20 protein-coding genes, 1 other RNA gene and 1 pseudogene are annotated in these 21685 nt (G+C 73.2%); 12 read left to right on the plus strand and 10 right to left on the minus strand.

Features of this window, described 5'->3' with window-relative positions; translation table 11 throughout:
- Positions 1 to 7: 7 nt before the first annotated feature.
- The 6 genes from ADK60_RS20925 to ftsE form a co-directional block, all read right to left on the minus strand.
- Positions 8 to 2305 (minus strand): HelD family protein, encoded by a 2298-nt coding sequence (locus ADK60_RS20925; RefSeq protein ID WP_045938703.1) that lies wholly within the window; start codon positions 2303 to 2305, stop codon positions 8 to 10.
- A gap of 128 nt (positions 2306 to 2433) precedes the next feature.
- Positions 2434 to 2816: a transfer-messenger RNA gene (gene ssrA / locus ADK60_RS41190) on the minus strand.
- A gap of 86 nt (positions 2817 to 2902) precedes the next feature.
- Positions 2903 to 3379 carry an SsrA-binding protein SmpB gene (smpB, locus tag ADK60_RS20930; protein WP_043474758.1) on the minus strand — a complete coding sequence of 159 codons (477 nt, stop codon included), beginning with the start codon at positions 3377 to 3379 and terminating at the stop codon, positions 2903 to 2905.
- Positions 3380 to 3423: 44 nt separating this feature from the next.
- Positions 3424 to 4572, minus strand: a complete 1149-nt coding sequence (locus tag ADK60_RS20935) for a S41 family peptidase (protein ID WP_053648046.1) — start codon at positions 4570 to 4572, stop codon at positions 3424 to 3426.
- A 122-nt stretch (positions 4573 to 4694) separates the two neighbouring features.
- Positions 4695 to 5606, minus strand: coding sequence for a permease-like cell division protein FtsX (gene ftsX, locus ADK60_RS20940; protein WP_030394279.1), 912 nt, complete (start codon positions 5604 to 5606; stop codon positions 4695 to 4697).
- Between the two features lie 76 nt (positions 5607 to 5682).
- On the minus strand, positions 5683 to 6372 hold the full coding sequence (ftsE, locus tag ADK60_RS20945; RefSeq protein ID WP_030394280.1) for a cell division ATP-binding protein FtsE: 690 nt from the start codon (positions 6370 to 6372) through the stop codon (positions 5683 to 5685).
- A gap of 350 nt (positions 6373 to 6722) precedes the next feature.
- Between ftsE and ADK60_RS20950 the strand changes: the two genes are divergently transcribed.
- Entirely contained in the window at positions 6723 to 6917 is a 195-nt protein-coding gene (locus tag ADK60_RS20950; RefSeq protein ID WP_045938705.1) for a hypothetical protein, read from the plus strand.
- Between the two features lie 97 nt (positions 6918 to 7014).
- On the opposite strand, the gene prfB is transcribed toward ADK60_RS20950, so the two are convergent.
- The 3 genes from prfB to ADK60_RS20965 all read right to left on the minus strand — a co-directional run bounded on the left by prfB (position 7015) and on the right by ADK60_RS20965 (position 11704).
- A complete protein-coding gene (prfB, locus tag ADK60_RS20955) occupies positions 7015 to 8127 on the minus strand; it encodes a peptide chain release factor 2 (protein ID WP_053648049.1) in 1113 nt (370 codons plus the stop codon).
- A gap of 103 nt (positions 8128 to 8230) precedes the next feature.
- Entirely contained in the window at positions 8231 to 9490 is a 1260-nt protein-coding gene (locus ADK60_RS20960) for a serine/threonine-protein kinase (protein WP_045938707.1), read from the minus strand.
- A gap of 225 nt (positions 9491 to 9715) precedes the next feature.
- Positions 9716 to 11704 (minus strand): serine/threonine-protein kinase, encoded by a 1989-nt coding sequence (locus ADK60_RS20965; RefSeq protein WP_053648050.1) that lies wholly within the window; start codon positions 11702 to 11704, stop codon positions 9716 to 9718.
- 427 nt (positions 11705 to 12131) lie between these two features.
- Here ADK60_RS20965 and ADK60_RS20970 point away from each other — a divergent pair, with 427 nt between their 5' ends.
- Positions 12132 to 14945, plus strand: a complete 2814-nt coding sequence (locus tag ADK60_RS20970) for an FtsK/SpoIIIE domain-containing protein (protein WP_053648052.1) — start codon at positions 12132 to 12134, stop codon at positions 14943 to 14945.
- Positions 14946 to 15140: 195 nt separating this feature from the next.
- A pseudogene (locus ADK60_RS48470) lies at positions 15141 to 15221 on the plus strand (IS5/IS1182 family transposase); the annotation flags it as partial.
- Positions 15222 to 15311: 90 nt separating this feature from the next.
- Here the strand turns inward: ADK60_RS48470 and ADK60_RS20975 are convergent.
- Entirely contained in the window at positions 15312 to 15758 is a 447-nt protein-coding gene (locus ADK60_RS20975; protein WP_053648054.1) for a MarR family winged helix-turn-helix transcriptional regulator, read from the minus strand.
- Positions 15759 to 15865: 107 nt separating this feature from the next.
- Between ADK60_RS20975 and ADK60_RS42230 the strand changes: the two genes are divergently transcribed.
- From ADK60_RS42230 to ADK60_RS43695, 9 genes are all read left to right on the plus strand, one after another.
- Positions 15866 to 16603 carry an SgcJ/EcaC family oxidoreductase gene (locus tag ADK60_RS42230; protein ID WP_079008570.1) on the plus strand — a complete coding sequence of 246 codons (738 nt, stop codon included), beginning with the start codon at positions 15866 to 15868 and terminating at the stop codon, positions 16601 to 16603.
- Positions 16600 to 17067 carry an SgcJ/EcaC family oxidoreductase gene (locus tag ADK60_RS20985; protein ID WP_053648056.1) on the plus strand — a complete coding sequence of 156 codons (468 nt, stop codon included), beginning with the start codon at positions 16600 to 16602 and terminating at the stop codon, positions 17065 to 17067. Before ADK60_RS42230 ends, ADK60_RS20985 begins: the two co-directional genes overlap by 4 nt.
- 103 nt (positions 17068 to 17170) lie before the next feature.
- A complete protein-coding gene (locus ADK60_RS47740) occupies positions 17171 to 17395 on the plus strand; it encodes an SDR family NAD(P)-dependent oxidoreductase (protein ID WP_053648058.1) in 225 nt (74 codons plus the stop codon).
- Positions 17396 to 17586: 191 nt separating this feature from the next.
- Positions 17587 to 18441, plus strand: a complete 855-nt coding sequence (locus tag ADK60_RS42235; RefSeq protein ID WP_079008572.1) for a helix-turn-helix domain-containing protein — start codon at positions 17587 to 17589, stop codon at positions 18439 to 18441.
- 33 nt (positions 18442 to 18474) lie between these two features.
- Positions 18475 to 18735, plus strand: a complete 261-nt coding sequence (locus ADK60_RS21000; RefSeq protein WP_045942606.1) for a hypothetical protein — start codon at positions 18475 to 18477, stop codon at positions 18733 to 18735.
- Positions 18710 to 19240 (plus strand): DUF6879 family protein, encoded by a 531-nt coding sequence (locus ADK60_RS21005; RefSeq protein ID WP_079008573.1) that lies wholly within the window; start codon positions 18710 to 18712, stop codon positions 19238 to 19240. The genes ADK60_RS21000 and ADK60_RS21005 overlap by 26 nt, the downstream gene beginning before the upstream one ends.
- Before the next feature lie 20 nt (positions 19241 to 19260).
- Entirely contained in the window at positions 19261 to 20109 is an 849-nt protein-coding gene (locus tag ADK60_RS21010; protein WP_053648062.1) for a DUF5753 domain-containing protein, read from the plus strand.
- Positions 20110 to 20228: 119 nt separating this feature from the next.
- Positions 20229 to 20711 carry a glycine-rich domain-containing protein gene (locus ADK60_RS21015; protein ID WP_053648065.1) on the plus strand — a complete coding sequence of 161 codons (483 nt, stop codon included), beginning with the start codon at positions 20229 to 20231 and terminating at the stop codon, positions 20709 to 20711.
- Between the two features lie 59 nt (positions 20712 to 20770).
- The gene (locus tag ADK60_RS43695; RefSeq protein ID WP_053648067.1) at positions 20771 to 21655 is read left to right on the plus strand and encodes a phosphotransferase; all 885 of its coding nucleotides are present in this window, start codon (positions 20771 to 20773) and stop codon (positions 21653 to 21655) included.
- Positions 21656 to 21685: the final 30 nt, after the last annotated feature.

The raw sequence follows: 21685 nt of genomic DNA on the forward strand, positions 1-21685 counted from the left end.
GGCGCGCTCAGCCGCGCAGCAGCGCGGGCGTCCCGGCCGCGTCGGGCAGGTCGTCCGGCCCGGACAGCACGGTCAGCCGCTGGGTCGCCCGGGTGAGCGCCACGTACAGCACCCGCAGGCCCGCCTCCGACTCGCCGGCGATCCCGGTCGGGTCGGCCACCACGGTCGCGTCGTACTCCAGGCCCTTGGCCTCCAGGCTGCCCAGGGTCACCACCCGCTCGCCCAGCCCCTCGGTCCAGCGGGCCGCCTCGGCCCGCCGGTCCATCGGCACCACCAGGGCCACCGTGCCGTCCACCTCGCCCAGCAGCAGCTCCAGTTCGGCCCGGGCTGCCGCGCCGAAGACCTCCGGCGAGGGGTCGGTGACGGCCGCGAACCTCGGCTCGACGCCCACGTGCCGCACCGCGCTCGGCGACGGGGTGCCCGGCGCGGCCAGCGCCAGCACCTTGGCCGCCACCTCGGCGATCTCGGCCGGGTTCCGGTAGTTCACGGTCAGCGTGTAGCGGCGGCGCGGCTTGCCGGACAGCACCTCGTCCAGCGCGGCCTGGGCCTCCTGCGGGAACGGCCAGGAGGACTGCGCCGGGTCGCCGACGATGGTCCAGGTGGCCGTCCGGGCCCGGCGGCCGATCATCCGCCACTGCATCGGGGTGAGGTCCTGCGACTCGTCCACGATCACATGGGCGTACTCGGTGCGCTCGGCCGGCACCTCCCGCTGCCGGGCGTTCCGGTCGGCGAAGGTGGTGACCTCGTCCAGGCCGGTCAGCAGGTCCGCCGCGTCGACCTCGCGGAACTTCGGCCTGGCCGGCTCGCCGAGCAGCAGCTGGAGCTCGTCCACCAGCGCCACGTCGTGCGCCGACAGCTCGCCCTCGCCGTGCTCGGACAGGTGCCGCCAGGAGGCGGCCAGCACCTTCGACTCCTCCGGCGTGATCGCGCCGCGGGCGATCCGGTTGGTGTGCCGGGACTGCTTCAGGGTCCCGAGCACCCGGCGCGGGGTGACCGCGGGCCACCAGGCGTCCAGGAAGGCCAGGAACGGCGCCTCGTCCGAGACGTACTCGTCGAAGGCCTCCTTCTCCTCCTGGCGCCGCTCCCGGGCGTAGTGGTCGGCCGGCCTGGGCAGGTCGCGGACGGCCTCCTGCCAGAGCGCGTCCAGCAGCAGCCGGCGGGCCCGCGGGCGGAGCAGGTTGAGCGGGGTGCCGCCGGAGCCGACGACATTGCCGCGCACGGTCCTGAGCCGGCCCGCGTCCAGCCGCAGCACCTCGCCGCGGGCGACCACCTTGAGCTCCTGCGGGGCGCGCAGCTCCAGGGTCGCCCTGGCGGCCCGGCGCAGCAGCTGGACCATCCGGGCCGAGCCCTTGATCCGGGCCGCCCGCGGAGTGTCGTAGGTGCCGGCCTCGATGCCGTCGACCAGCGAGCCGACCGCGCGGATGGCGACCTGGCCCTCCTCGCCGAGCGAGGGCAGCACGCCCTCGGTGTAGGAGACCAGCAGCGGGGTCGGCGAGACCACCAGGATGCCCCCGGCGTACCGGCGGCGGTCCTGGTAGAGCAGGAAGGCGGCGCGGTGCAGCGCGACGGCCGTCTTGCCGGTGCCGGGGCCGCCGGTGACCAGGGTGGCCCCGGCCGCGGCGGCGCGGATGACCTCGTCCTGCTCCTTCTGGATGGAGGAGACGATGTCGCGCATCGAATGGCTGCGGGCGCGTCCGAGCGAGGCCATCAGCGCGCCGTCGCCGACCACCGGCAGTTCCTCGCCGTCGAGGGTCGGGGTGAGGTCGGGGCGGAGCAGGTCGTCCTCGACCCCGATCACCTTGCGGCCCTTGGAGCGGATCACCCGGCGCCGGAGGACCCGGCCGGGCTCCAGCGGGGTGGACCGGTAGAACGGCGCGGCGGCGGGCGCCCGCCAGTCGATCACCAGCGGGCCGAACTCGGCGTCCAGCACGCCGAGCCGGCCGATGTGCAGGCTCTCGGCGACGGCCGGGTCGGCGGGGTCGAGCGGGGTGTTCGAGGGGATGCCGTGCTCCTCCGGGGCATCGGCCTGCTGGAGGTCGACCCGGCCGAACAGGAAGTCCTCGAACTCGTTGTTGAGCCGCTGGAGATGCGCGCCGGCCCGGTAGACCTGGGCATCGCGCTCGGCGAGCGCGCCCGGAGTACCGACGTGCACCCGCTTGGCGGCGTCCTCGAGGATGTACTCGGCCTCGGCGAGCTTCTCCTCCAGACGGTGGTAGACGGTGTCGAGGTGGCGTTGCTCACCGGCGATCTCGCGCGCGCGCACGGTCTCGTGGTCGGTGGCAGTGGTGTCCGTGTTGCTCTGCATGGCCTCGGTGGTTGCGGCGGAATCCCGCTCCGGGAAACGAGCGGACGGACGATCCTACGCCCAGGCCGGGGGAAACGTGAAGGCCGCCCTCCGCAACGCGGTGGACGGCCTTCACTGTGAACATGGGGTGGTGGAGATGCCGGGAATCGAACCCGGGTCCAGTGGAGTTAATTCAGGGCTTCTCCGAGCGCAGTCCGCTGTGCTTTTCTCGGCCCTGGCAGTCACGCGGACAAGCCGCCAACAGGCCCAGCTGCTGTTTGATTTCCCCTCCACCCCCGCAGCCCGGGTGGACGGTTGAGTTCCCTAGATTATGCCAGGGTCCGGGTCGGGAACTCCCCGGTCTGACACCCAAGCGCTATCGGTGCTTAATTAGGCAGCGAGAGCGAACTGCTGGGAATCGCGCTTAGAGTTGGCGATTATTTTTTTGCGACACGTGGTTAACGAGATCATTGCCGCGTTCCTCGGCTCGCTTCCCCTGTTTCAACATCCCCTGTCGAAACCGATCATCCCCATGTTTTTTTGAGAAACAGCGCGGACGGTGACCGTCCTTGTTGCTGGCGCCATCCTACGCGAGGCGACCAGCGGGGGTCCAGCCGATTAACTCTGGCGCCGCCGGGCGGCCGCCACGGCGCGCGCCGTCTCGCGGGTGTCCTGCTTCTCGCGCAGGGTCTGCCGCTTGTCGTAGAGCTTCTTGCCGACCGCGAGGGCCAGTTCGAGCTTCACCCGGCCGTCCTTGAAGTACAGCGAGAGCGGGACGAGGGTGTGGCCGGCGTCGCGGACCTTCGTCTCGATCTTCTGGATCTCCATCCGGTGCAGCAGCAGCTTGCGCTTGCGCCGGGCCGCGTGGTTGGTCCACGTCCCCTGGGTGTACTCGGGGATGAAGACGTTGTCGATCCACGCCTCGTGGTTCTGGATGTAGGCGTAGCCGTCGACCAGGTTCGCCCGCCCCTCGCGCAGTGACTTCACCTCGGTCCCGGTGAGCACGAGGCCGCACTCGTAGGTGTCGAGGATGGTGTACTCGTGTCGCGCCTTCTTGTTCTGCGCGATCAGCTTGTGTCCGGTTTCCTTTGCCATAGCGCCGTCATTCTCGCACCTCCGGCCGTCTTCCAGCAGCCCCTTTACGTACGGCTGCCGAGACCGGCGAGCACCCGCAGGGCGAGCGCGTCCGCGTCCTCCGCGGCGTCCGCCGGGACGTCCGGGGCCAGCCCGGCGCCCTCCGGGGAGCGTCCGGCCGGGGTGTAGTAGCGGCCGACGGTGAGTTCCAGCACGGCGCCGTCGGCGAGCCGGCTGGGCTGCTGCACGGTGCCCTTGCCGAAGGTCCTGGCGCCGGCCACCACGGCCCGGCCCCGGTCCTGGAGGGCGCCGGTGAGCAGTTCGGCGGCGCTCATGGTGCCGCCGTCCACCAGCACCACCAGCGGGCTGCGCTGGTCGCCGCCGGGCGGGGCGGTGAGCTCGCGGGTGCCGCCGCGGTCCTGGTAGGAGCCGACCGGGCCGCCGTCCAGGAAGACCCCGGCGGTGCCGACGGCCTCCTCGACCAGTCCGCCGGAGTTGCCGCGCAGGTCGAGCACCACCCCGGCGCGCGCGCCGCGCACGGCGGCGCGCACCTGCTCGGCCACGCCGGAGGTGAAGGCCCGGACGGCGATCCGCACCACGCCTCCGGCCAGGTGCTCGACGGTCACCTGCTGGCTGTCCAGCAGCGCCCGGCGCAGCCGGACCTCGCGGACCCCGTCCTCGCCCCGCCGCAGCTCCAGCACCACCTCCGAGCCCGCCTGCCGCTCGGCGCCCTCGCGTCCGCGCAGCCGGGCGACCACCTCGGTGACCGGCAGCCGGTCGGCCTCGTCCTCGCCGATCCGCAGCAGCCGGTCGCCGACCGCGATCCCGGCGGCGGCCGCCGGACCGGCGGGCAGCACCTGGGAGACGGTGGTGACGCCGTCCTCGCCCCGGCCGACCGACAGGCCCACGCCCAGGTAGCGGCCGTCCAGGCCCTGGCTGAACTCGGCGTACTCCTGGGCGCTGTAGTACGCGCCCCAGCGGTCCCCGGTGGCGCCGATCAGATGCTCGGCCTGCTGCTCGGAGAGGTTCGCGCCGGCCGGGTCCTGGCCGGCCCCGAGGGGCGCGGCCACGGCCTGGGCGGTGTCCACCGACGGCGGGCGGGCCGCCGCGTCCTGCTCGCCCCAGGCGCCGGTGGCGGCCCCGGCCAGCAGGACCACGCCGAACACCAGGCCGAGGGTGGCCGCCTGACGGGTCGCACGGGGAGAGACGGGCATGGCACCGGAGTCTAGGCGCAGGCCGGAACCGGGAGGGGCGGAACGGACGGCGGCGGAACGCGGGCGGCCCCGGACGGCGCAGTGCCGTCCGGGGCCGCCCGGTCGTCCGGAGCGCGGTCCGGTCAGACCTTCAGGTACTTGCGGAGGGTGAAGAAGGCCGCGATGCCGGCCATGCCCATACCCACCACGACCAGCAGCGGGATCACCGCGAGCACCGAGGAGAGGCCGATGAAGTGGATGAACTGCACCCGCTCGGCCAGCCAGTTCTGGACGAAGAAGTGCCCGCCGAGCAGCAGGCCGGAGGCCATCACCGCGCCGAGCAGCGCGGAGAACGCGGCCTCCGCGATGAACGGCATCTGCACATAGAAGTTGGAGGCGCCGACCAGGCGCATGATGCCGGTTTCGCGCCGCCTGCTGAACGCCGACACCCGGACGGTGTTGACGATCAGCAGCAGGGCGACGAAGAGCATCAGCACCATGATCACGAAGGCCGCCGTCTGGAGGCCGTTCAGCAGGCCGAAGAGGTTCTCCAGGATCTTCCGCTGGTCCTCGACCGACTTGACGCCCGGCTTGCCGGCGAAGGCGCTCTGGATGACGTCGTACTTGGTCGGGTCCTTCAGCTTGACCCGCCAGGACTGCGGGATGGCGTCCGGGCCGAGGACAGAGATGAGCGGGTTGTCCGGGTTCATCTCCTTCCAGTGCTTGTACGCCTCGGTGGAGTTCTCGAAGGTCGAGGTCTGGACCACCGAGTCCATCTTGTCCAGCTGGGTCTTGATGTCGGCGATCTGCTGGTCCGTGGCCGCGCCCTTGTCGCACTGGGGCGAGTTCCGGGCGTCGGCCTTGGTGCAGAAGTAGATGCTCACCTCGACCTTGTCGTACCAGTACCCCTTCATGGAGTTGACCTGGTCGCGGACCAGGAGGGAGGCACCGGCGAGGGCGAGGGAAAGCGCGACACTGACGACGACCGCGATGGTCATCGTCAGGTTGCGGCGGAGACCCACACCGATCTCCGACAGGACGAACTGGGCGCGCATGCGTTCAACAACTCCAGGGTCGGTACTGCTGGTCGGAGGAGGCGGGCGGACGGCCCACGGGTTCAGCGCCGAGCGGTCAGTGCTGGTACCCGTAGACGCCGCGGGCCTGGTCGCGGACCAGCAGCCCCTTGTCGAGCTCGATGACGCGCTTGCGCATCTGGTCGACGATGGCCTGGTCGTGGGTGGCCATCAGCACCGTGGTGCCGGTGCGGTTGATGCGGTCGAGCAGCTTCATGATGCCGACCGAGTTCTGCGGGTCGAGGTTGCCGGTGGGCTCGTCCGCGATCAGCAGCATCGGGCGGTTGACGAACGCCCGGGCGATCGCGACGCGCTGCTGCTCACCACCGGACAGCTCGCCGGGCATCCGGTCCTCCTTGCCGCCGAGGCCGACCAGGTCGAGCACCTCGGGCACCACCTTGCCGATGGCGCTCTTCGGCTTCCCGATGACCTCCAGCGCGAACGCGACGTTCTGCGCGACGGTCTTGTTCGGCAGCAGCCGGAAGTCCTGGAAGACGGTGCCCAGCTGGCGGCGCATGTGCGGCACCTTCCAGTTGGACAGCTTGCCCAGGTCCTTGCCCAGGACGTGCACCTCGCCGGTACTGGGCCGCTCCTCGCGCAGGCACAGCCGCAGGAAGGTGGACTTCCCCGAGCCGGACGAGCCGACCAGGAAGACGAACTCACCCTTCTCGATCTCCAGCGAGACGTTGTCCAGGGCGGGACGGTTCTGCTTGGGATAGGTCTTGGAGACGTTGTCGAATCTGATCACGGCTGCATCACGGAGGCCATCCTAGGCGGCGCCATTCCTCGGTCGGTCCGCCCCCCGGCATGCCCGGCCCGGGGCGGGCGAGGGGAGCGGAACGGCCGCTCCCGGCTTGGGACCATACGCGAAGGCCCGCCCGGCCCGCAGGTTCAGGGCGTGACAGCGGCAGAAAACTGGGGGAGAATGCCCGGTTATGCCCTGAAAATTGGGAGCCATCTCACAGCCCGGGGGCCGGAATCGCCGGAACCTGGCAGAGTGGAGGTTGCGGTCGGGCCCGACCGCTCCGCCGCACAGGGCACAACAAGGAACCAAGGCCCGCTCCGGTGCGTTGGCAGTAGCAGCGAGGAGGAGATCGCATGACCTGCGACCATCTGGTGTGCGCCAACTGCAACGGCCGCGTCAGCGAGGGCCGCTGCCCCGCCTGCCGGGCCACCCGGGCCAGGCTGCAGGAGCAGCAGGGTCCGTTCGCCGCGCTCTCCCCCGCGATGCTGCTGGCCGTACTGGCAGGGCTGCTCGCGGTGGTGCTGCTCGCGCGGCAGGCACTGGCCTGAGGAAGGTACCGGCGGTACCCGGACACCTGCACAGCGGTACACCTACATACGGGAAAGGCCCCGACCGGAGTTCCGGTCGGGGCCTTTCCCGTATCGACTACTGCGCGGCGGCCTCACGCTGCTTGCGCCAGCGGATGCCGGCCTCGATGAAGCCGTCGATGTCGCCGTCCAGCACGGCCTGCGGGTTGCCGGCCTCGAACGCGGTCCGGACGTCCTTGACCATCTGGTACGGGTGCAGCACGTAGGAGCGCATCTGGTTGCCCCAGGAGCTGCCGCTGTCCTTGAGCGCGTCCATCGCGGCCCGCTCCTCCTGGCGGCGCCGCTCCAGCAGCTTGGCCTGGAGGACGTTCATCGCGGACGCCTTGTTCTGGATCTGCGAGCGCTCGTTCTGGCAGGAGACCACCACGCCGGTCGGGATGTGCGTGATGCGCACCGCCGAGTCGGTGGTGTTGACGCCCTGGCCGCCGGGGCCGGAGGCGCGGTAGACGTCGATGCGCAGCTCCGACTCGTCGATGTCGACGTGGTCGGACTGCTCGACGACCGGGAGCACCTCGACGCCGGCGAACGAGGTCTGCCGGCGGCCCTGGTTGTCGAAGGGCGAGATGCGGACCAGGCGGTGGGTGCCCTGCTCGACCGAGAGGGTGCCGTAGGCGTAGGGGGCCTTCACGGTGAAGGTCGCGGACTTGATGCCGGCCTCCTCCGCGTACGAGGTGTCGTAGACCTCGGTCGGGTACCCGTGCCGCTCGGCCCAGCGCAGGTACATGCGCATCAGCTGCTCGGCGAAGTCGGCGGCGTCCACGCCACCGGCCTCGGCGCGGATGTTGATCAGCGCCTCGCGGGCGTCGTACTCGCCCGACAGGAGGGTGCGGACCTCCAGCTCCTCGACCGCCTTGGCGACGGCCGTCAGCTCGACCTCGGCCTCGGCGCGGGTGTCCGCGTCGTTCTCGGCCTCGGCCAGCTCGAACAGGACGCCCAGGTCGTCGATGCGGCTGCGGAGGCTCTCGACCCGGCGCAGTTCGCCCTGGAGGAAGGAGAGCCTGCTGGTCACCTTCTGTGCGTTCGCGACGTCGTCCCACAGGGTGGGGGCCGCTGCCTCCTCCTCCAGGACCGCGATGTCGGCCCGGATCTTGTCCAGGTCGAGGACGGCCTCGATCGACCCCATGGTCGTATCGAGGTTCTTGAGCTCTTCGGAAGGATCGACGGCTGCCACGCCCCCAGAGTAATGGTTCCCGGGGTGCACATGACGACCCCGGGGGCCTCCGAGGCCCGGAGTACGCCGTCGGGGCGGCCGCCCGGGGCGCGGACGGCGCCGGTCAGGGAGCCCGCGGAGCCGTCGCGGAGGTGGCCGGGCGCGGGCCGGGACCGGCGTCCGGGGCGGTCGCGGCGAAGGCGGTCCAGGCCGCCGCGGCCCCGGCCAGCAGCAGGATCGTGGCCAGCAGCACGGCCAGCATCCGGCGGCGGCGCAGCAGCGCCTGGCGGTCGCGGCGGTGGGCCGTGCCCGGGGCGGTCCGCTGGGCCCGCGACTCCGCCGCGTAGGAGGCCAGCTCGTGCGCGGAGGGGCGGCGCAGGCTGGTGTGGGTGTCCCGGGTGGAGTCCGGGGCGGCGCCCGGCACCAGCGGGACGGCCGGGCCGCGGCGGCGCTTGTGGGTGCCGGGGGCGGCGTCCACCTCGGCGTACACCGCCTCGCCCGGGGTCAGCTGCTCCTCGACCGGTGCCCGGCCCTGCTGCGGGACGGCCAGCACCGGCAGTCCGGCCAGCGCGGGCAGCTGCTCGCGCAGCCGGGCCGCCAGCTCGGCGGCGCGCAGCCGCGAGGCCGGGGCCTTGGCCAGGCACTCGGCGATGATCCGCCACAGGCCGTCGGGCAGGCCGGGGATCGGCGGCACCTGCTCGGTGACGTGCCGGCGCAGCACCGCCCCGGTGTGGCCGCCGCCGAACGGGGTGAAGCCGGCCAGCAGCTCGTAGAGCACGGTGGCGAGGGCGTAGATGTCGACGGCGGCGCGCGGCTCCAGGCCCTCGATGATCTCGGGGGCGAGGTAGTCGGGGGTGCCGATGATCCTGGTCGCCCGGGTGCGGCGGGGGGCGTCGACCAGCCGGGCCACCCCGAAGTCGGTCAGCTTGGCCCGCGGGGAGCCGCCGGGCCCCGGGGCGGCGGCCAGGTCGAGCAGGACGTTCTCCGGCTTGACGTCGCGGTGCACGATTCCGGCCGCGTGGGCGGCGGCCAGGCCGTCGGCGACGTCCGCGATGATCGAGGCGGCGGCCTGCGGGGGCAGTGCGCCGTCGCGCTCCAGCCGGGAGCGCAGGTCGGTGCCCTGGACGAGTTCCATCACCAGGGCGAGGTCGCTGCCGTCCACCACCATGTCGCGCACGCCGACCACCCGGGGGTGGTCGAGGCTGGTCAGCGCGGCGCGTTCCTGGACGAAGCGCCCGACCAGCACCTGGTCGGCGGCCAGGTCCTCGCGGAGCAGCTTGACCGCGACCGGACCGTCCGGGCCCTCGCCGAGCCAGACCGTCCCGGCCGAGCCCCGGCCGATCACCTGGTGGACGGTGTAGCGGCTGCCGATCTTGCGTGCCAATGCTGCTCCGTGGGCGGCGGGAGCGCCCCGGGCGGGTCCGGTGCACTCGGTGGGGCGGGACAACAGCGACCAACCTACGCGCCCGGACACCCTTCGCGGGCCGCCCGAGGCCGCTCGGCAGGCGGGAAAAGGCAAGAATTCCCGGGAAGTGTCGACAAAACGTCAATTCCACCGACCGGAGCCGGTACCGGGCCCCGATGCCGCCCCGCCGTCACCGCGGCACCGTCATCTGTTCGAGTCGAAGACGTCGGTCACCCAGTCCTTCGCGCTGGTGAACCAGTCCTGGACGTTGGCCCAGTACTCGGGGAGCGGGGTGAAGTTCCACAGCGCCACCGCGGCCACCGCGAGCACCAGCAGCACCATCAGGCAGCCCTTGAGACAGCCCAGGCCCGGGATGTACATCCTGTTGCGGCTGCGCGGGCGCGGCTCGCGGCGCGGCGTCTCACGGGGCGCCTCGCGCGGCGGCTCGGCGCGGCGCTGCGGGGGCTCGCGGTGCTGCGGCGCGGGCGGCTCGGCCCGGCGCGGCGGGGCAGCAGGAGCCGCGGCCGCCCGGCGCGGGTCCGGCTGCGACGGCGCGGGGGCCGGCGGGGGCTGCTGCCCGTACGGCTGGCCCTGGCCCTGCTGCGACGGCTGGTTGTAGCCGGCGGGCGGCTGCCCGCCCGGTCCGCTCCGGTACGGCGGCGGGGCGACCGGCGGGCGCTGGGCGTAGCCGGGCGGGGCCTGGTGGTGGCCGCCGCCCTGGGGCGGCCGGCCCGGCTGCTGGTAGCCCTGCGGCGGCTGGCCCTGCTGCTGGCCCGGCTGCGGGTAGCCCTGCTGGTAGCCCTGCGGCGGCCGGTACCCCGGCTGCTGGGGGTGGCCCGGCTGCTGCGGGTAGCCCTGGTGGCCCTGCTGCTGGTGCCCCTGCCCGGCCTGGAAGGGCGGCGGGGCGACCGGCGGGGCCTCGAAGTCCTCGGGCTCGAAGTAGCCGATCTCGGTCTGCTGGTTGCGGTCCCGGGCGGCCCGCAGCTGGGACTGCCACGGGTGCGGCGCGTCGGCCTGCGGCGGCCCGGCCGGGGGCGGCGGCACCGCGGCGGGCGGCATCACCCGGGTCGCGGCCGCGGGGTCGTACGGGGGCGGCTGGGTGTCCATCACCCGGGTGGCCGCCGCCGGGTCGTACCCCTGGCCCGGCCGGCCGGGAGCAGCCTGGCCGGCCGGGAGCACCTGGGTGCGGTCCTCGGCGCCGAACGGCAGGCCGGCCACGCCCGGACCGCCCAGCGGGCCCTGGCCCGCGGCGTCCGCGTTGCCGGGCACCACGGTCGGCTGCGGATCGGGCACGAGCAGCGCGCCCACGGCCAGCGCCGCGTCCACCGCCGCCGGGGAGGCGTGCACGCCCACCCCCGCCGCGACCACCCGCAGCGCGCGGGAGAGCGAGACCGCGCCGGGCCGCTGCGCCGGGTCCTTGCGCAGGCAGCGCTCGATCACCGTCCAGAGCGGCTCGGGCATGGTGGACGGCCGCTGCGGCTCCTGGGCGAGGTGCGCCTGGAGGATCGCCAGCGGGTTGTCGCCCTGGAACGGCTGGCGTCCGGTGACCAGCTCGTACAGCATGATCCCGGCGCCGTAGACGTCCACCGCGGAGGTCTGCGGGCGGCCCTCGGCGGACTCCGGCGCGACATAGGCGGGGGTGCCGACGAACTCGTGGCTGCGGGTGATGCCCGGGGAGTCGGCGAGCCGGGCGATGCCGAAGTCGGTCAGCATCGGGTGCATCTGCTCGGTGCCCTCGACGACGGCGGTGGCGAGCAGCACATTGGCCGGCTTGAGGTCGCGGTGGACGATGCCGTCGTCGTGGCTGGCGGCCAGCGCGTCGGCGACCTGGGCCATCAGCAGGGCGCCCGCGATCGGGCTGAACGGACCGTTCTGGCGCAGGTAGCGGGCCAGGTCGGGGCCGTCGACGAGGTCCATCACCAGGGCCAGCAGCTCGCCCTCGACGACCAGGTCGCGGACCTTGACGATGTTCGGGTGGGTGAGCCGCAGCAGCAGCGAGCGCTCGCGCAGGAACCGCATCACGACATCGGGGTCGGCGGCGAGCTCCTCGCGCAGGATCTTGATCGCCACCTGCTGCCCGGGCGCGGTACCGGGGACTTCGACGTCGGCACGGACCTGGCCGCGCCAGACGGTGCCGGTGGCCCCTCGTCCGAGGGTCTCCTCCAGCAGATACTTGCTCCCGACTGGCCGCACCTGTCGCACTCCTCGCCGTGCCGCCCGCGCGGGCGGCTCCTCCGCCGGTGCGGTGAGCCTGCCGGGCCCGTGTTTCCGGCCACTCTAACGGGGCCCGTTCACGTTTTTGGGTCGACCGGCAGGGCGTTCGCCCGGGTTGGGGGACATCCCCTACGGGAAGACCCGCAGGGCCCGCCGGCGGTTCCACCGGGGCCGCCGGGCCTGCCTTTCCGGGCACCGGTTGACCTGACTCTCCGTCGCCCGCAAACATGGCGATGATCGCAAGATCGTCAAATCCGGTACCGTGCGCGGACTGTCCGTGACGGATGGCAGGATGACACTCGCCACTCTTGTGGCCCAACCGGTGTCGCGGTCACCCCCGCTCCCCCGCGGCGGCCCCGGGCAGCGGCACAACGGCGTCACACCAGCAGAAGGGACCGCGGGCGAGATGCAGATCCGGCTGACCGTCCTCCGACCGCGCAGCGGCCCGGCAGTCGCCGGCACCGCCATCCCCTACGTGGACGTGCTGGTCACCGCACCCGTGGGCACCGCGCTGGGCTCCCTCGCCGGGGCGCTCGCGGGCGCCGTCGGCGTGCGCGGCCCCCGGGCCGCCACCCATGTGCACCTCTACACCGGGGCGCGCCGGGTGGACGAGCACACCCTGCTCGGCCACCCCCCGCTGCTCGACGGCGCCGTCCTCTCCCTCAACGAGCCGGACCCGACCGCCGACGACCCGGACGACACCCCCGCGGCCGCCGAACTCCGCGTCGTCGGCGGCCCCGACGCCGGCGGCGTGCACCGGCTGCACGGCCGGGAGATCCGGGTCGGCCGCTCCGGCGAGGCCGACGTCCCGGTCGACGACCCCGACGTCTCGCGGCTGCACCTCGCCCTGCACCTCGCCGAGGACGGCACGGTCACCGTCCGCGACCTCGGCTCCACCAACGGCACCACCGTGGACGGGCGGATCGTCCCGCCGGGAGCACCGGAGGAGGCCGTCCCGCTCGACGGCACCGGCCTGCTGCGGCTCGGCGAGACCACCCTGCGGGTGACCGTCCCCGACACCCGGGACGGCTCCGGGCCGCCCGCCCGCGCCGCGCTCCCCGACGGACACGGCCACCTCCAGCTCGCCGCCCCCGCACCGGTCCGTTCCGCCCCGGCGGTCACCGAGCCGCCCAGCGCGCCCGAACCGCCCACCGGGCGCGGCCGCGGCCTGCTCTCGCTCCGGCTCGGCCGCTCCGCCGCCGAACCGCCCGAGGAGAGCGCCGAGCGCCACCACGCCGCCGTCCGCACCCGGCAGGCCGCCGCCCAGCGCGAGCGCTGGCCCGACCTCGCCACCCTCCTGCTCAACGCGCTCGGCCGCGGGCCCCGGCTCTGGGAGCGCGGCCCCGGCCACCCCGACGCGCTCACCCTGCGGCTCGGCACCGCAGACCGGCCCGGCGGCCCCGGCACCTCGCCCGGCACCGTGCTCCCCGCCGTCCCGGTCACCCTCGACCTGCAGACCGCCGGCAGCCTCGGCCTCAGCGGCCCGCGCGAGCGGCTGGACGCGCTGACCCGCGCCGTCGTCGCCCAGCTCGCCGCGCTGCACCCGCCGACCGGACTCAGCCTGGTGGTGGTCGACGCCGACCCGGCGCGCACCCCGCAGGACCGCGTCGACACCTGGGCCTGGGCCCTGTGGCTGCCCCATCTGAGGCCCGCCGAGGGCCAGGACTGCCGGCTGCTGCTCGGCCTCGACGACGAGCAGGCCGCCGCCCGGCTCACCGAGCTCACCACCCGGCTCAGCGGCCCGGTCGGCCTCGGCGGCCACCCCGCCACCGTGGTCGTGGTCGACGGCCGCCCGGCCACCGAGGCCGCCCGGCAGGCGCTCGACCTGCTGCTGCGCCAGGGCCCGGCGGTCGGCATCTTCCCCGTCTGCCTCGCCGAGCAGCCCGAACTGCTGCCCCGCGGCCTCGGCGCCACCGCGCTGATCACCGGCGAGGTCGGCACCCAGCTGTCGCTCGACCGCCCGGGCCCGGTCGCCCGCGGCCGCGAGACCCTGCACGAGATCTCGCTGGACGCCGTCTCCGACGCCTGGGCCGAGCGCCTCGCCCGGGTCCTCGCCCCGCTGCGCGAGGCCACCCCGGCCAACCGGGGGCCGCTGCCGGACGCGCTGCGCCTGCTCGACCTGCTCCAGCTGGACACCGTCACCCCGGCCAAGCTCTCCGCCCGCTGGGACGCCCACGCCGGCGGCATCGGCGCCGCCACCGCCCTGCTCGGCACCACCCGCGACGAGCTGTGCGTGCTCGACCTCGCCGACCCCGAACTCACCCTCCCCTCCCCCGACCCGGGCGGCCCGCACCTGCTGATCGGCGGCGCCCGCGGCTCCGGCAAGACGGAGCTGCTGCGCACCCTGATCGCCTCGCTCGCCGTCTCCGAGCGGCCCGAACGCCTCGCCGTCACCGTGGTCGAGGGGCGGGCCACCGAGGACGGGCTCGCCGGCTGCACCGAACTCCCGCACGTCACCGGCCTGGTGAACGCCGGCGCCGACCCGCGCGCCGCGCTGCTCGCCGCCGAGGCGCTGGAGGACGAGCTGGCGATGCGGGAGCGGCTGTTCGACGGCCTGGACTTCGCCTCCTGGCACGCGGCCCGCATCCTCGACGGGGAGCCCGTCCCGGTCCCCGCCACCGTCGGCGCCCCGACGCCGGCGGCGAGCACCCCGCGGATCATCCAGCCGCGCAGCCCCGAGGCCGCAGTTGCCCCTCCGGCGGGCGCCGGGCCCTGCCCTCCCCGGCTGGTCGTCGTCGTCGACGACTTCGACGCCCTGCTCGCCCCGACGTCCCCGGCCGGTCGGCCGCTCGCCCGGGCCCTAGCCGCCGTCGCCCGCCGCGGCGGGCCGCTCGGCATCCACCTCGCGGTGACCACCGGCCGCCCGGAGGAGACCACCGGCACCGAGGTGGACGACGCCGCCCTGCTGCGGATCGCGCTGCGGACGGACGACCCGGCCGACTCCGATCTGCTGATCCACCTCGGCGACGCGGCGGCCCTGCCGGATTCGACTCCGGGCCGCGGCTACCTGCGCCTCCCGGACGGCGGCGTCACCGCGTTCCAAACCGCCCGCATCAGCGGCCGCATCCCGCGCACCGCGACCCTGCGGCCCACCGTCGTCGCCATAGACCCGCTCCAGTTGGGCGCCCCGCCCGCCCGCCGCCCCGTCCGCGAGCTGGGAAACGGCCCCACCGACCTCGCCCTCCTCGCCAGCGCCCTCCAGCGCGCGGCGGGCCGCTGAGGAAACGGAGAAGAGGAAGCGGGCCCACGTCCGAGGACGCGGGCCCGCTGTGTCCGATTCGTCTCAGACCTCGAACTCCCCCGCCCGCACCCCGGCGACGAAACGCCACCCAGGCATCAGCGGAGAAAACCAACGAAGGCCCCGACGGATCCTTCGAGTTGTGGGCCCGCACCCATGGGTGTGGGCCCACAGAACAACTGCCGACAGAAGGGCGACGGCCTGCACCACGCCGTGCAGGCCGTCGCCCACATGCACAACCTCGCCCGCACCGCATGAAACCAGCAGGTCGGACCACACACCGACCTGCCCCCACCCACACTTCTGCAACGAGCTTTAGAACCCGCCATCGGCGAGGGCCCGTCGGCGTCAGTCCTCGTCGCCGGTGCGCAGCTGCTCGGCCGACTCCCGGTAGGCCTCGGCAGCGCGGGCGAAGTAGTCGAAGAGGGTTTCGAGCTGCTCGGGCGAGTAGCTCCCGAGGATCTCGCCGATCCGCCACCGCGCGGGGTCCATGACGCGGTCGAGGTCGGCGGGCCCGCCGAGCGGCTCGACGATGACCTTGCGCCGGTCGCCGGGGTCGGGTGCGCGGCGCACGTAGCCGGCCTGCTCCAGCCGGTCGATCAGGCGGGTGGTCGGACCGGTCGTCAGGCCGGTGCGCGCGCTCAGCTCGCCGGGCGTCATCGCCCCGGCCAGCTCAAGGATGTTCAGCGCATACAGGTCGGTGGCGCCGAGTTCGCACGCCCTGGCGCTCGCGTGGCCGTGGAGCATCACCGCGCTCAGGTACCGGCGGTAGACCTCGCTCGCGTCGGATCGCATGGCAGGCGTTGACACGGGCTCCCCCTCTCCATAATCTCTTCCTCAGAGAAGAGAAATCTTCAACACAGTAACTTCTTCAAAGAAGTTACCATGGGGAGGGGACCACCATGCCTGCTACCGCCAACGCTCCGACCGGGCCCACCGGGCCTGTCGAGCCCACTGTCCCCACGGCGCCGCCTGCAGCCGACCCGGCACCCAGGCGCCGCACCGGTAGCCGAACCCGCCGCCGCACCGTCAAGCGCCTCCTCGGCGCGACCGCGCTGGCGCTGGCCGTGGCCGCCGGCTCCGGCTCCGGCTACCTGTGGCTCGACGCCACCTCCGGGGTGCGCAACCTCGGCCAGAGCGACTGCGCCGCAGTCGCCCCGGCCGTCACCCCCACCCCCGCCGGATCGGCCGCGGCCGAGGACCAGCGGGCGGTCTGCGACACGCTGCACTCGCTGGCCGAGGCCTGGGGGGCCGGCGACGCCACCGCGTACGGCGAGCACTTCACCGCCGACGCCACCTACACGACCTACGTCGGCACCCACTACCAGGGGCGCCGCGACATCACCGAAGCCCACCGGGCCCTGTTCGGCGGGTTCCTGAAGGACACCAGGCTGGCCGACTCCTTCCTCGGCATCCGCTTCTACGGCCCCGACACCGCGGTGGTCACCAGCCGCGGCGACACCTGCACCGACAAGCCCAAGAAGGCCGCCGAGCTGTCCAAGACGCAGTCGTACACGCTGGTCCGCCAGAACGACCGCAGCTGGCGCATCGCCGCCTTCCACAACACCCAGCGCCAGTCCGTCATGGAGCGCATCTCGTTCCTGTGGGACCCGTCGACCAGGCCGGAGGCCGAGAAGTGAGCACGCACACCCCCGTCAACCCCGCCCACGAGGCCGACGCCGCCGCGATCCGCGCCCTGCTCGAGCGCAGCCGCACAGCCTGGGGCCGCGGCGACGGCGCCGCCTACGGCGAGCAGTTCACCGCAGACGCCACCGACGTCACCTACACCGGCACCGTCTACCGGGGCGGGCCCGAGATCGGCCGCGCCCACCAGGCCCTGTTCGACGGCTTCCTCAAGGGCACCGAGTTGAGCCTGGAGATCACCGACCTCCGCCTCCTCGGCCCGGACACCGCCGTCGTCCTCACTCGCGGCGACGTCCGCAAGGGCCGCCCGAAGCGCCTCGGCAAGCTCGCCACCTACACGGTCGTCCGGGAGCCGGGCGGCGACTGGCGGATCGCCGCCGTCCAGAAGACCCGGCGCAAGCGCCTCCTGGAGGCCATCTCGTTCCGCCTCCAGCCCGCCACCCGGCCGGCCGCGCACTGACCGGCCGGCCCGGCCGACCCCACCTGACGGAAGGAGCACCACCACGACGACCGAAGCGAGTTCACTGGGGGCGACCGACCCTCCACCACCGCGCACGGCGCTGGTGACCGGGGCGAGCACGGGCATCGGTCGCACCTTCGCCCGCCGGCTGGCGGCGGAGGGCTTCCACGTGATCGCCGTGGCCCGCCGGGAGGACCGACTGCGTGCGCTGACCGACGAGCCCGGCATGCTCGGGCGGCTGATCCGGGTCTTCTTCGACGTCGACGACGCCCGTCTCCGCCCGCACCGAGGAGCCCGGCAAGGTCGTCTGGTGCGAGTGCGGGCCTGATCGGGGCCGCCACATGACCCCGATACCCAAGGGTGGGGCCAAGGGTGAGCCCTCGGCCCCACCCTTCGCAACTCCGGACACTTCACACGCTCCGTGTCGGATATGCTACGTTCCGCATTATCAACAGAACATAGAAGACCCCGGCGGTGCGCTAACACCCCGGGGTCCGGCACCAGGAGCAGCAACTCCAGATGCAGATTCATCGTAGCGCCCACGCGCGCTCATTCACCGTGCTTCCCAACGGCCTGTTGCAGGACCGGCGGCTCAGCTACACCGCCCGCGGACTCCTCGCCGACCTCCTCTCGCGCCCCGACGGGTGGCGCGAGGACGGCCGACACATGGCCGACACCAGCCCCCAGGGGCGCGGCACCGTCCGGCGGGCGCTCAAGGAACTCACCGACGCCGGGTACTACCGGGTCGTCCGCGTCCGGCGCCCCGACGGGACGATCCGCTCCGAGGCTCACGTCTTCGACCGCCCTCAGCTCGTGCCACCGGGTGTCGCCCGTCCGGTCGCCGGTGAACGGGGCACCGGCCGTCCTGACGCCCCTCCTGCAAAGAACCCGGAAGAAGTACCCACCCTCCCCGAGGTCGACGAGCAGACCCGCGAAGCCGTGGCCGCACTCTTCCGCGCCCTCCGACCCGAACCGCGCCTGCGCCTCGGGCTCGCCGAGGCGCAGGCGCTCGCACCGCTCGTCAGCCGGTGGCTCGAACACGGCAGTACGGCTACCGACCTGGCCCACGCCCTGCTGCCCGGCCTGCCCACCCATCTGCACTCGCCCGTCGCACTCCTCCGCGACCGGCTCCGGCGCAAACTCCCGCCCCCGCGCGCCGGGGCCGCGCCCGCCACGTACTCCGAGTGCCCCCACTGCCACGACCCGGTCCCCCGCCCCGGGCCCTGCCGCTCATGTGCCGAGGTCGCCCCGAGCGCCCCGGTCACCGCCGCCATCGGCGCCGCCATCGCCCGCGCCGCCCTCCACCGAGGAGCACATCCGGGCCACGGCACCCCCTTGACGGGCCGTTTGCCCTCGGCCAGGGTGCGAACGTAACAATGGGCACTCGGCCTGATACAGGAGGACACGATGGAGCTGGACTTCATCGGCATCGACCCTGAGACCGGCAAGGAGGGCTCGCCCACTGCGTGGGTGGACCATGCGAACGCGGAGATCGTGATCCAGGGCTGGAACGCCGGCGAGGAGCTGGCGGCCGCGATCGGCGGAACCTCGTGGGCCCCCGGGCACACAGCCGGGATCCCCGCCGGCGAGACCGTGATCAGGATCCCGGCCCGAATGATTCCGATCCTGAGGGAGGCGTGCGATGTGGCTGAACGCACCGGCCTTTGACCAACTCCTGCGCTCCGCACAGCACTCCGCAGTCCATCTGGAGCTGCGCGACGCCTACGCCGTTCCGGACGAGGCACAGGCCGTCGAGCGCTTCCGGGAGACGGGCGAGTCGGACCTGGACCCGGCCTCGGAGTACTGGCAGGACTGGGCGGCGATGCTGCGCGAGGCGACGGCACGGGGCGTCGTCGTCCGGCGCGCCCGGATCGTCTCCGAGCCGGTCACCCTCTACACCCGCTACCTGCACGCCATGACCCCGGTCAACATCGCGATCGGGGAGGACGTTCGCTGGCTCCCCCGCCGCGAAGCGTCCGACCTGGCGCTGCCCGGCAACGACTTCTGGGTCTTCGACGACCGCTGCGCCCGCTTCAACCACTTCACCGGCGACGGCGACTGGGCGGACGAGCGCACCTCGTACACCGAGAACGCATCCGTGGTGAAGCTCTGCACCGACGCCTTCGAAGCGGTGTGGGAACGCGCGACCCCGCACCACCACTACACCGTCTGACCGTCCGAGCGACCGATACCGTGCCCGTTTCCCCGTCGTCCAGTGTCCGCGCGGCTCGGACCGCCGTCGCGGCACGGCTGCGCGAATTGATGCTGGACGCCCGAATCGACGGCAAGGAACTCTCCGCACGTTGCCGATGGCACCCGTCGAAGACCTCCCGCATCCTGAGCGGAAAGTCCACACCTTCCGAGAGCGACATCAGACGTTGGTGCGGAGCGTGCGAGGCGGACGACCGAGCAGACGATCTGATCGCGGCATCCCGCGCCGTGGAACTGATGTACGTGGAATGGCGCAAGCAGCACAGTCACGGCATGCGCCGGGTCCAGGAGGACTCCCTGGCGCAGCACACGAGTACCGCCGTCTGCCGGGCATACGTCTCCAATGTCGTCCCCGGCTTCCTCCAGACCGAGGCCTATGCGACCGCGCTCATGCGCGGCATCACGGATTTCCAGGGCACCCCGGACGATGTCGCCGATGCGGTGGCGGCCCGCTTGAAGCGCGGCCGCCTCCTGTACGAGGGCAATCACCGCTTCGTGGTCCTGGCCGAGGAGGCCGTCCTGCGGTACCGGATCGGTGATGCGCGGACGATGGCCGAGCAGCTCCGCCATCTGCTCTCGGTGATGCCGCTCCCGTCGGTCGCCCTGGGCATCATCCCCTTCTCGGCGCCGCGTCGCATGTGGCCACTGGAGGCCTTCTACCTCTTCGACGACAGGGAAGCCTCGATCGAGACACTGACGGCCGAGATCAGCGTCGTACAGCCACGTGAACTCGCGGACTACCACCGGGCATTCGCGGAGTTGACCCGGACGGCCGTCTATGGAACCCCCGCCCGCGCCCTGATCACCGCGGCGATCGACGCCCTCAGCTGAGTACCCGCAATCACCCGCAATCACGTTGAGTATTCAGCCGATCACTCCCTAACGTCGAATCGGCCGCCCACCGCGCACCCGATGTGCCGGCCGGGTCGAACCCATCGAAGGAGCTCGGTATGAGCCTCGTGCACACGGAACGAATCACCGGACGAACCCTGGTCGACGACGCCCTGTTCGAGCGCCTGGTGCATCGGGTCGCCCAGGATCAGAGCATGGAAGCGCGGCTCGCGGAGCGGGTCGTGGACCAGGCGCTCGCGTTCCTCGGCACCTGCGCCGTCAGCCCGGACGCCGCGCTTTCGCCCTCCCGCGTGGTCGACCACGGCTGGCACGCCTTCCTGCTGCACACCCGTGAGTACGCCGCCTTCTGCGACCGGGTCGCCAACAGGTTCCTCCATCACCGTCCGGACAACAGCGCCTCGGCGAACGGTACGGGCATCGTCACTACCGCAGCCGCGCTCAGGGCAGCCGGCTACCAGGTCGACCCGGAACTCTGGGCCGTGTCGGCCGACTGTTCCGAGGGCAGCGGGGGTGACGGCTCCGACACCAGTGGAAGCGGCGGTTGCGCGCAGTGCCACCAGGGCTGCCACAACTCCAACTGACCGGCCGGGCCGGGCGGCGCTGCGGCCGCCCGGCCTCCTCCCCGCCCCGAAGGAACAACATGCGCCACCGCTGGACCGATCTGCCGCCTGGGGTCCGCCATCTGATCGCCGAGAAGTCCGGCGTCGTCACCGGGGTGACGACGCCGGACGCGGGAGGGACCGCCGAGTTCGCCGCCGTCGTGGACACCATTTCCGGCCGGGTGTTCGTGAAGGCTGCGCGACTCGACAGCCCGAAGCTCTGGATGGCCCGCAAGGAGGCCCAGGCCGCGGCGGCGGTTCGGGGAATCGGCGCGGACCTGCTGTGGCAGCAGGACGCCGACGGCTGGCTGGTCACGGCCTTCGAGTACGTGCCCGGACGTCACGCCGACCTGTCGCCCGGCTCGTCCGACCTGCCGCTGATCGCGGGAACGCTGGCCGGGCTCGCCGACCGGCTCACCCCGGCGCCGGCGGTCCGGACACTCGGTCTCGCGCAGAGATGGAGGGGCTCGGCACTGTGGTCGGAGATCGCGGACGCCGACGGTCTGACGCCGTGGCAGGCCGAGCACCTGGACGCGCTCGTCGCCCTGGAGGGCAGGGCGGCGGAGGCGGTCGCGGGTGACACCCTCGCGCACACCGACATGACCGGGCCGAACATCCTGGTTTCCGGCGCGCGGGTCCGCATTGTCGACTGGTCGTGGCCCGCTCCCGCCGGGGCCTGGGTCGACACCGCCTCGCTGGTCCCCCGGCTGATCGCCGCCGGTCACACCGTCGAACGGGCCCGGCGGTGGGCGATGACCGTTCCGCACTACGCCGTCGCCGAGCCCTCGAAGGTCGCGGCGCTGGCCGCCGTGATCGCCGCCCGATGGCGGTTGAGCGCGATCCGGGACGGCGAGTGGACTGTCCTGTCGGCAGCGGCCGACCGATGGGTGGCGGATCTGCTACCGGTCGGCACTACCCGACCCTGAAGAACCGGGTGACAATCGAAGAGCCGTGGG

This window comes from Streptomyces sp. XY431, from assembly GCF_001279805.1.
In the GTDB taxonomy this organism is placed as follows: Bacteria; Actinomycetota; Actinomycetes; order Streptomycetales; family Streptomycetaceae; genus Kitasatospora; species Kitasatospora purpeofusca.

Coding starts and splice junctions, on each gene's coding strand:
- ADK60_RS20925 (WP_045938703.1), bottom strand. CDS start 2,305: ATGCAGAGCAACACGGACACCACTGCCACCGACCACGAGACCGTGCGC.
- smpB (WP_043474758.1), bottom strand. CDS start 3,379: ATGGCAAAGGAAACCGGACACAAGCTGATCGCGCAGAACAAGAAGGCG.
- ADK60_RS20935 (WP_053648046.1), bottom strand. CDS start 4,572: ATGCCCGTCTCTCCCCGTGCGACCCGTCAGGCGGCCACCCTCGGCCTG.
- ftsX (WP_030394279.1), bottom strand. CDS start 5,606: ATGCGCGCCCAGTTCGTCCTGTCGGAGATCGGTGTGGGTCTCCGCCGC.
- ADK60_RS20950 (WP_045938705.1), top strand. CDS start 6,723: ATGACCTGCGACCATCTGGTGTGCGCCAACTGCAACGGCCGCGTCAGC.
- ADK60_RS20970 (WP_053648052.1), top strand. CDS start 12,132: ATGCAGATCCGGCTGACCGTCCTCCGACCGCGCAGCGGCCCGGCAGTC.
- ADK60_RS20975 (WP_053648054.1), bottom strand. CDS start 15,758: ATGCGATCCGACGCGAGCGAGGTCTACCGCCGGTACCTGAGCGCGGTG.
- ADK60_RS42230 (WP_079008570.1), top strand. CDS start 15,866: ATGCCTGCTACCGCCAACGCTCCGACCGGGCCCACCGGGCCTGTCGAG.
- ADK60_RS42235 (WP_079008572.1), top strand. CDS start 17,587: ATGCAGATTCATCGTAGCGCCCACGCGCGCTCATTCACCGTGCTTCCC.
- ADK60_RS21000 (WP_045942606.1), top strand. CDS start 18,475: ATGGAGCTGGACTTCATCGGCATCGACCCTGAGACCGGCAAGGAGGGC.
- ADK60_RS21005 (WP_079008573.1), top strand. CDS start 18,710: ATGTGGCTGAACGCACCGGCCTTTGACCAACTCCTGCGCTCCGCACAG.
- ADK60_RS21015 (WP_053648065.1), top strand. CDS start 20,229: ATGAGCCTCGTGCACACGGAACGAATCACCGGACGAACCCTGGTCGAC.
- ADK60_RS43695 (WP_053648067.1), top strand. CDS start 20,771: ATGCGCCACCGCTGGACCGATCTGCCGCCTGGGGTCCGCCATCTGATC.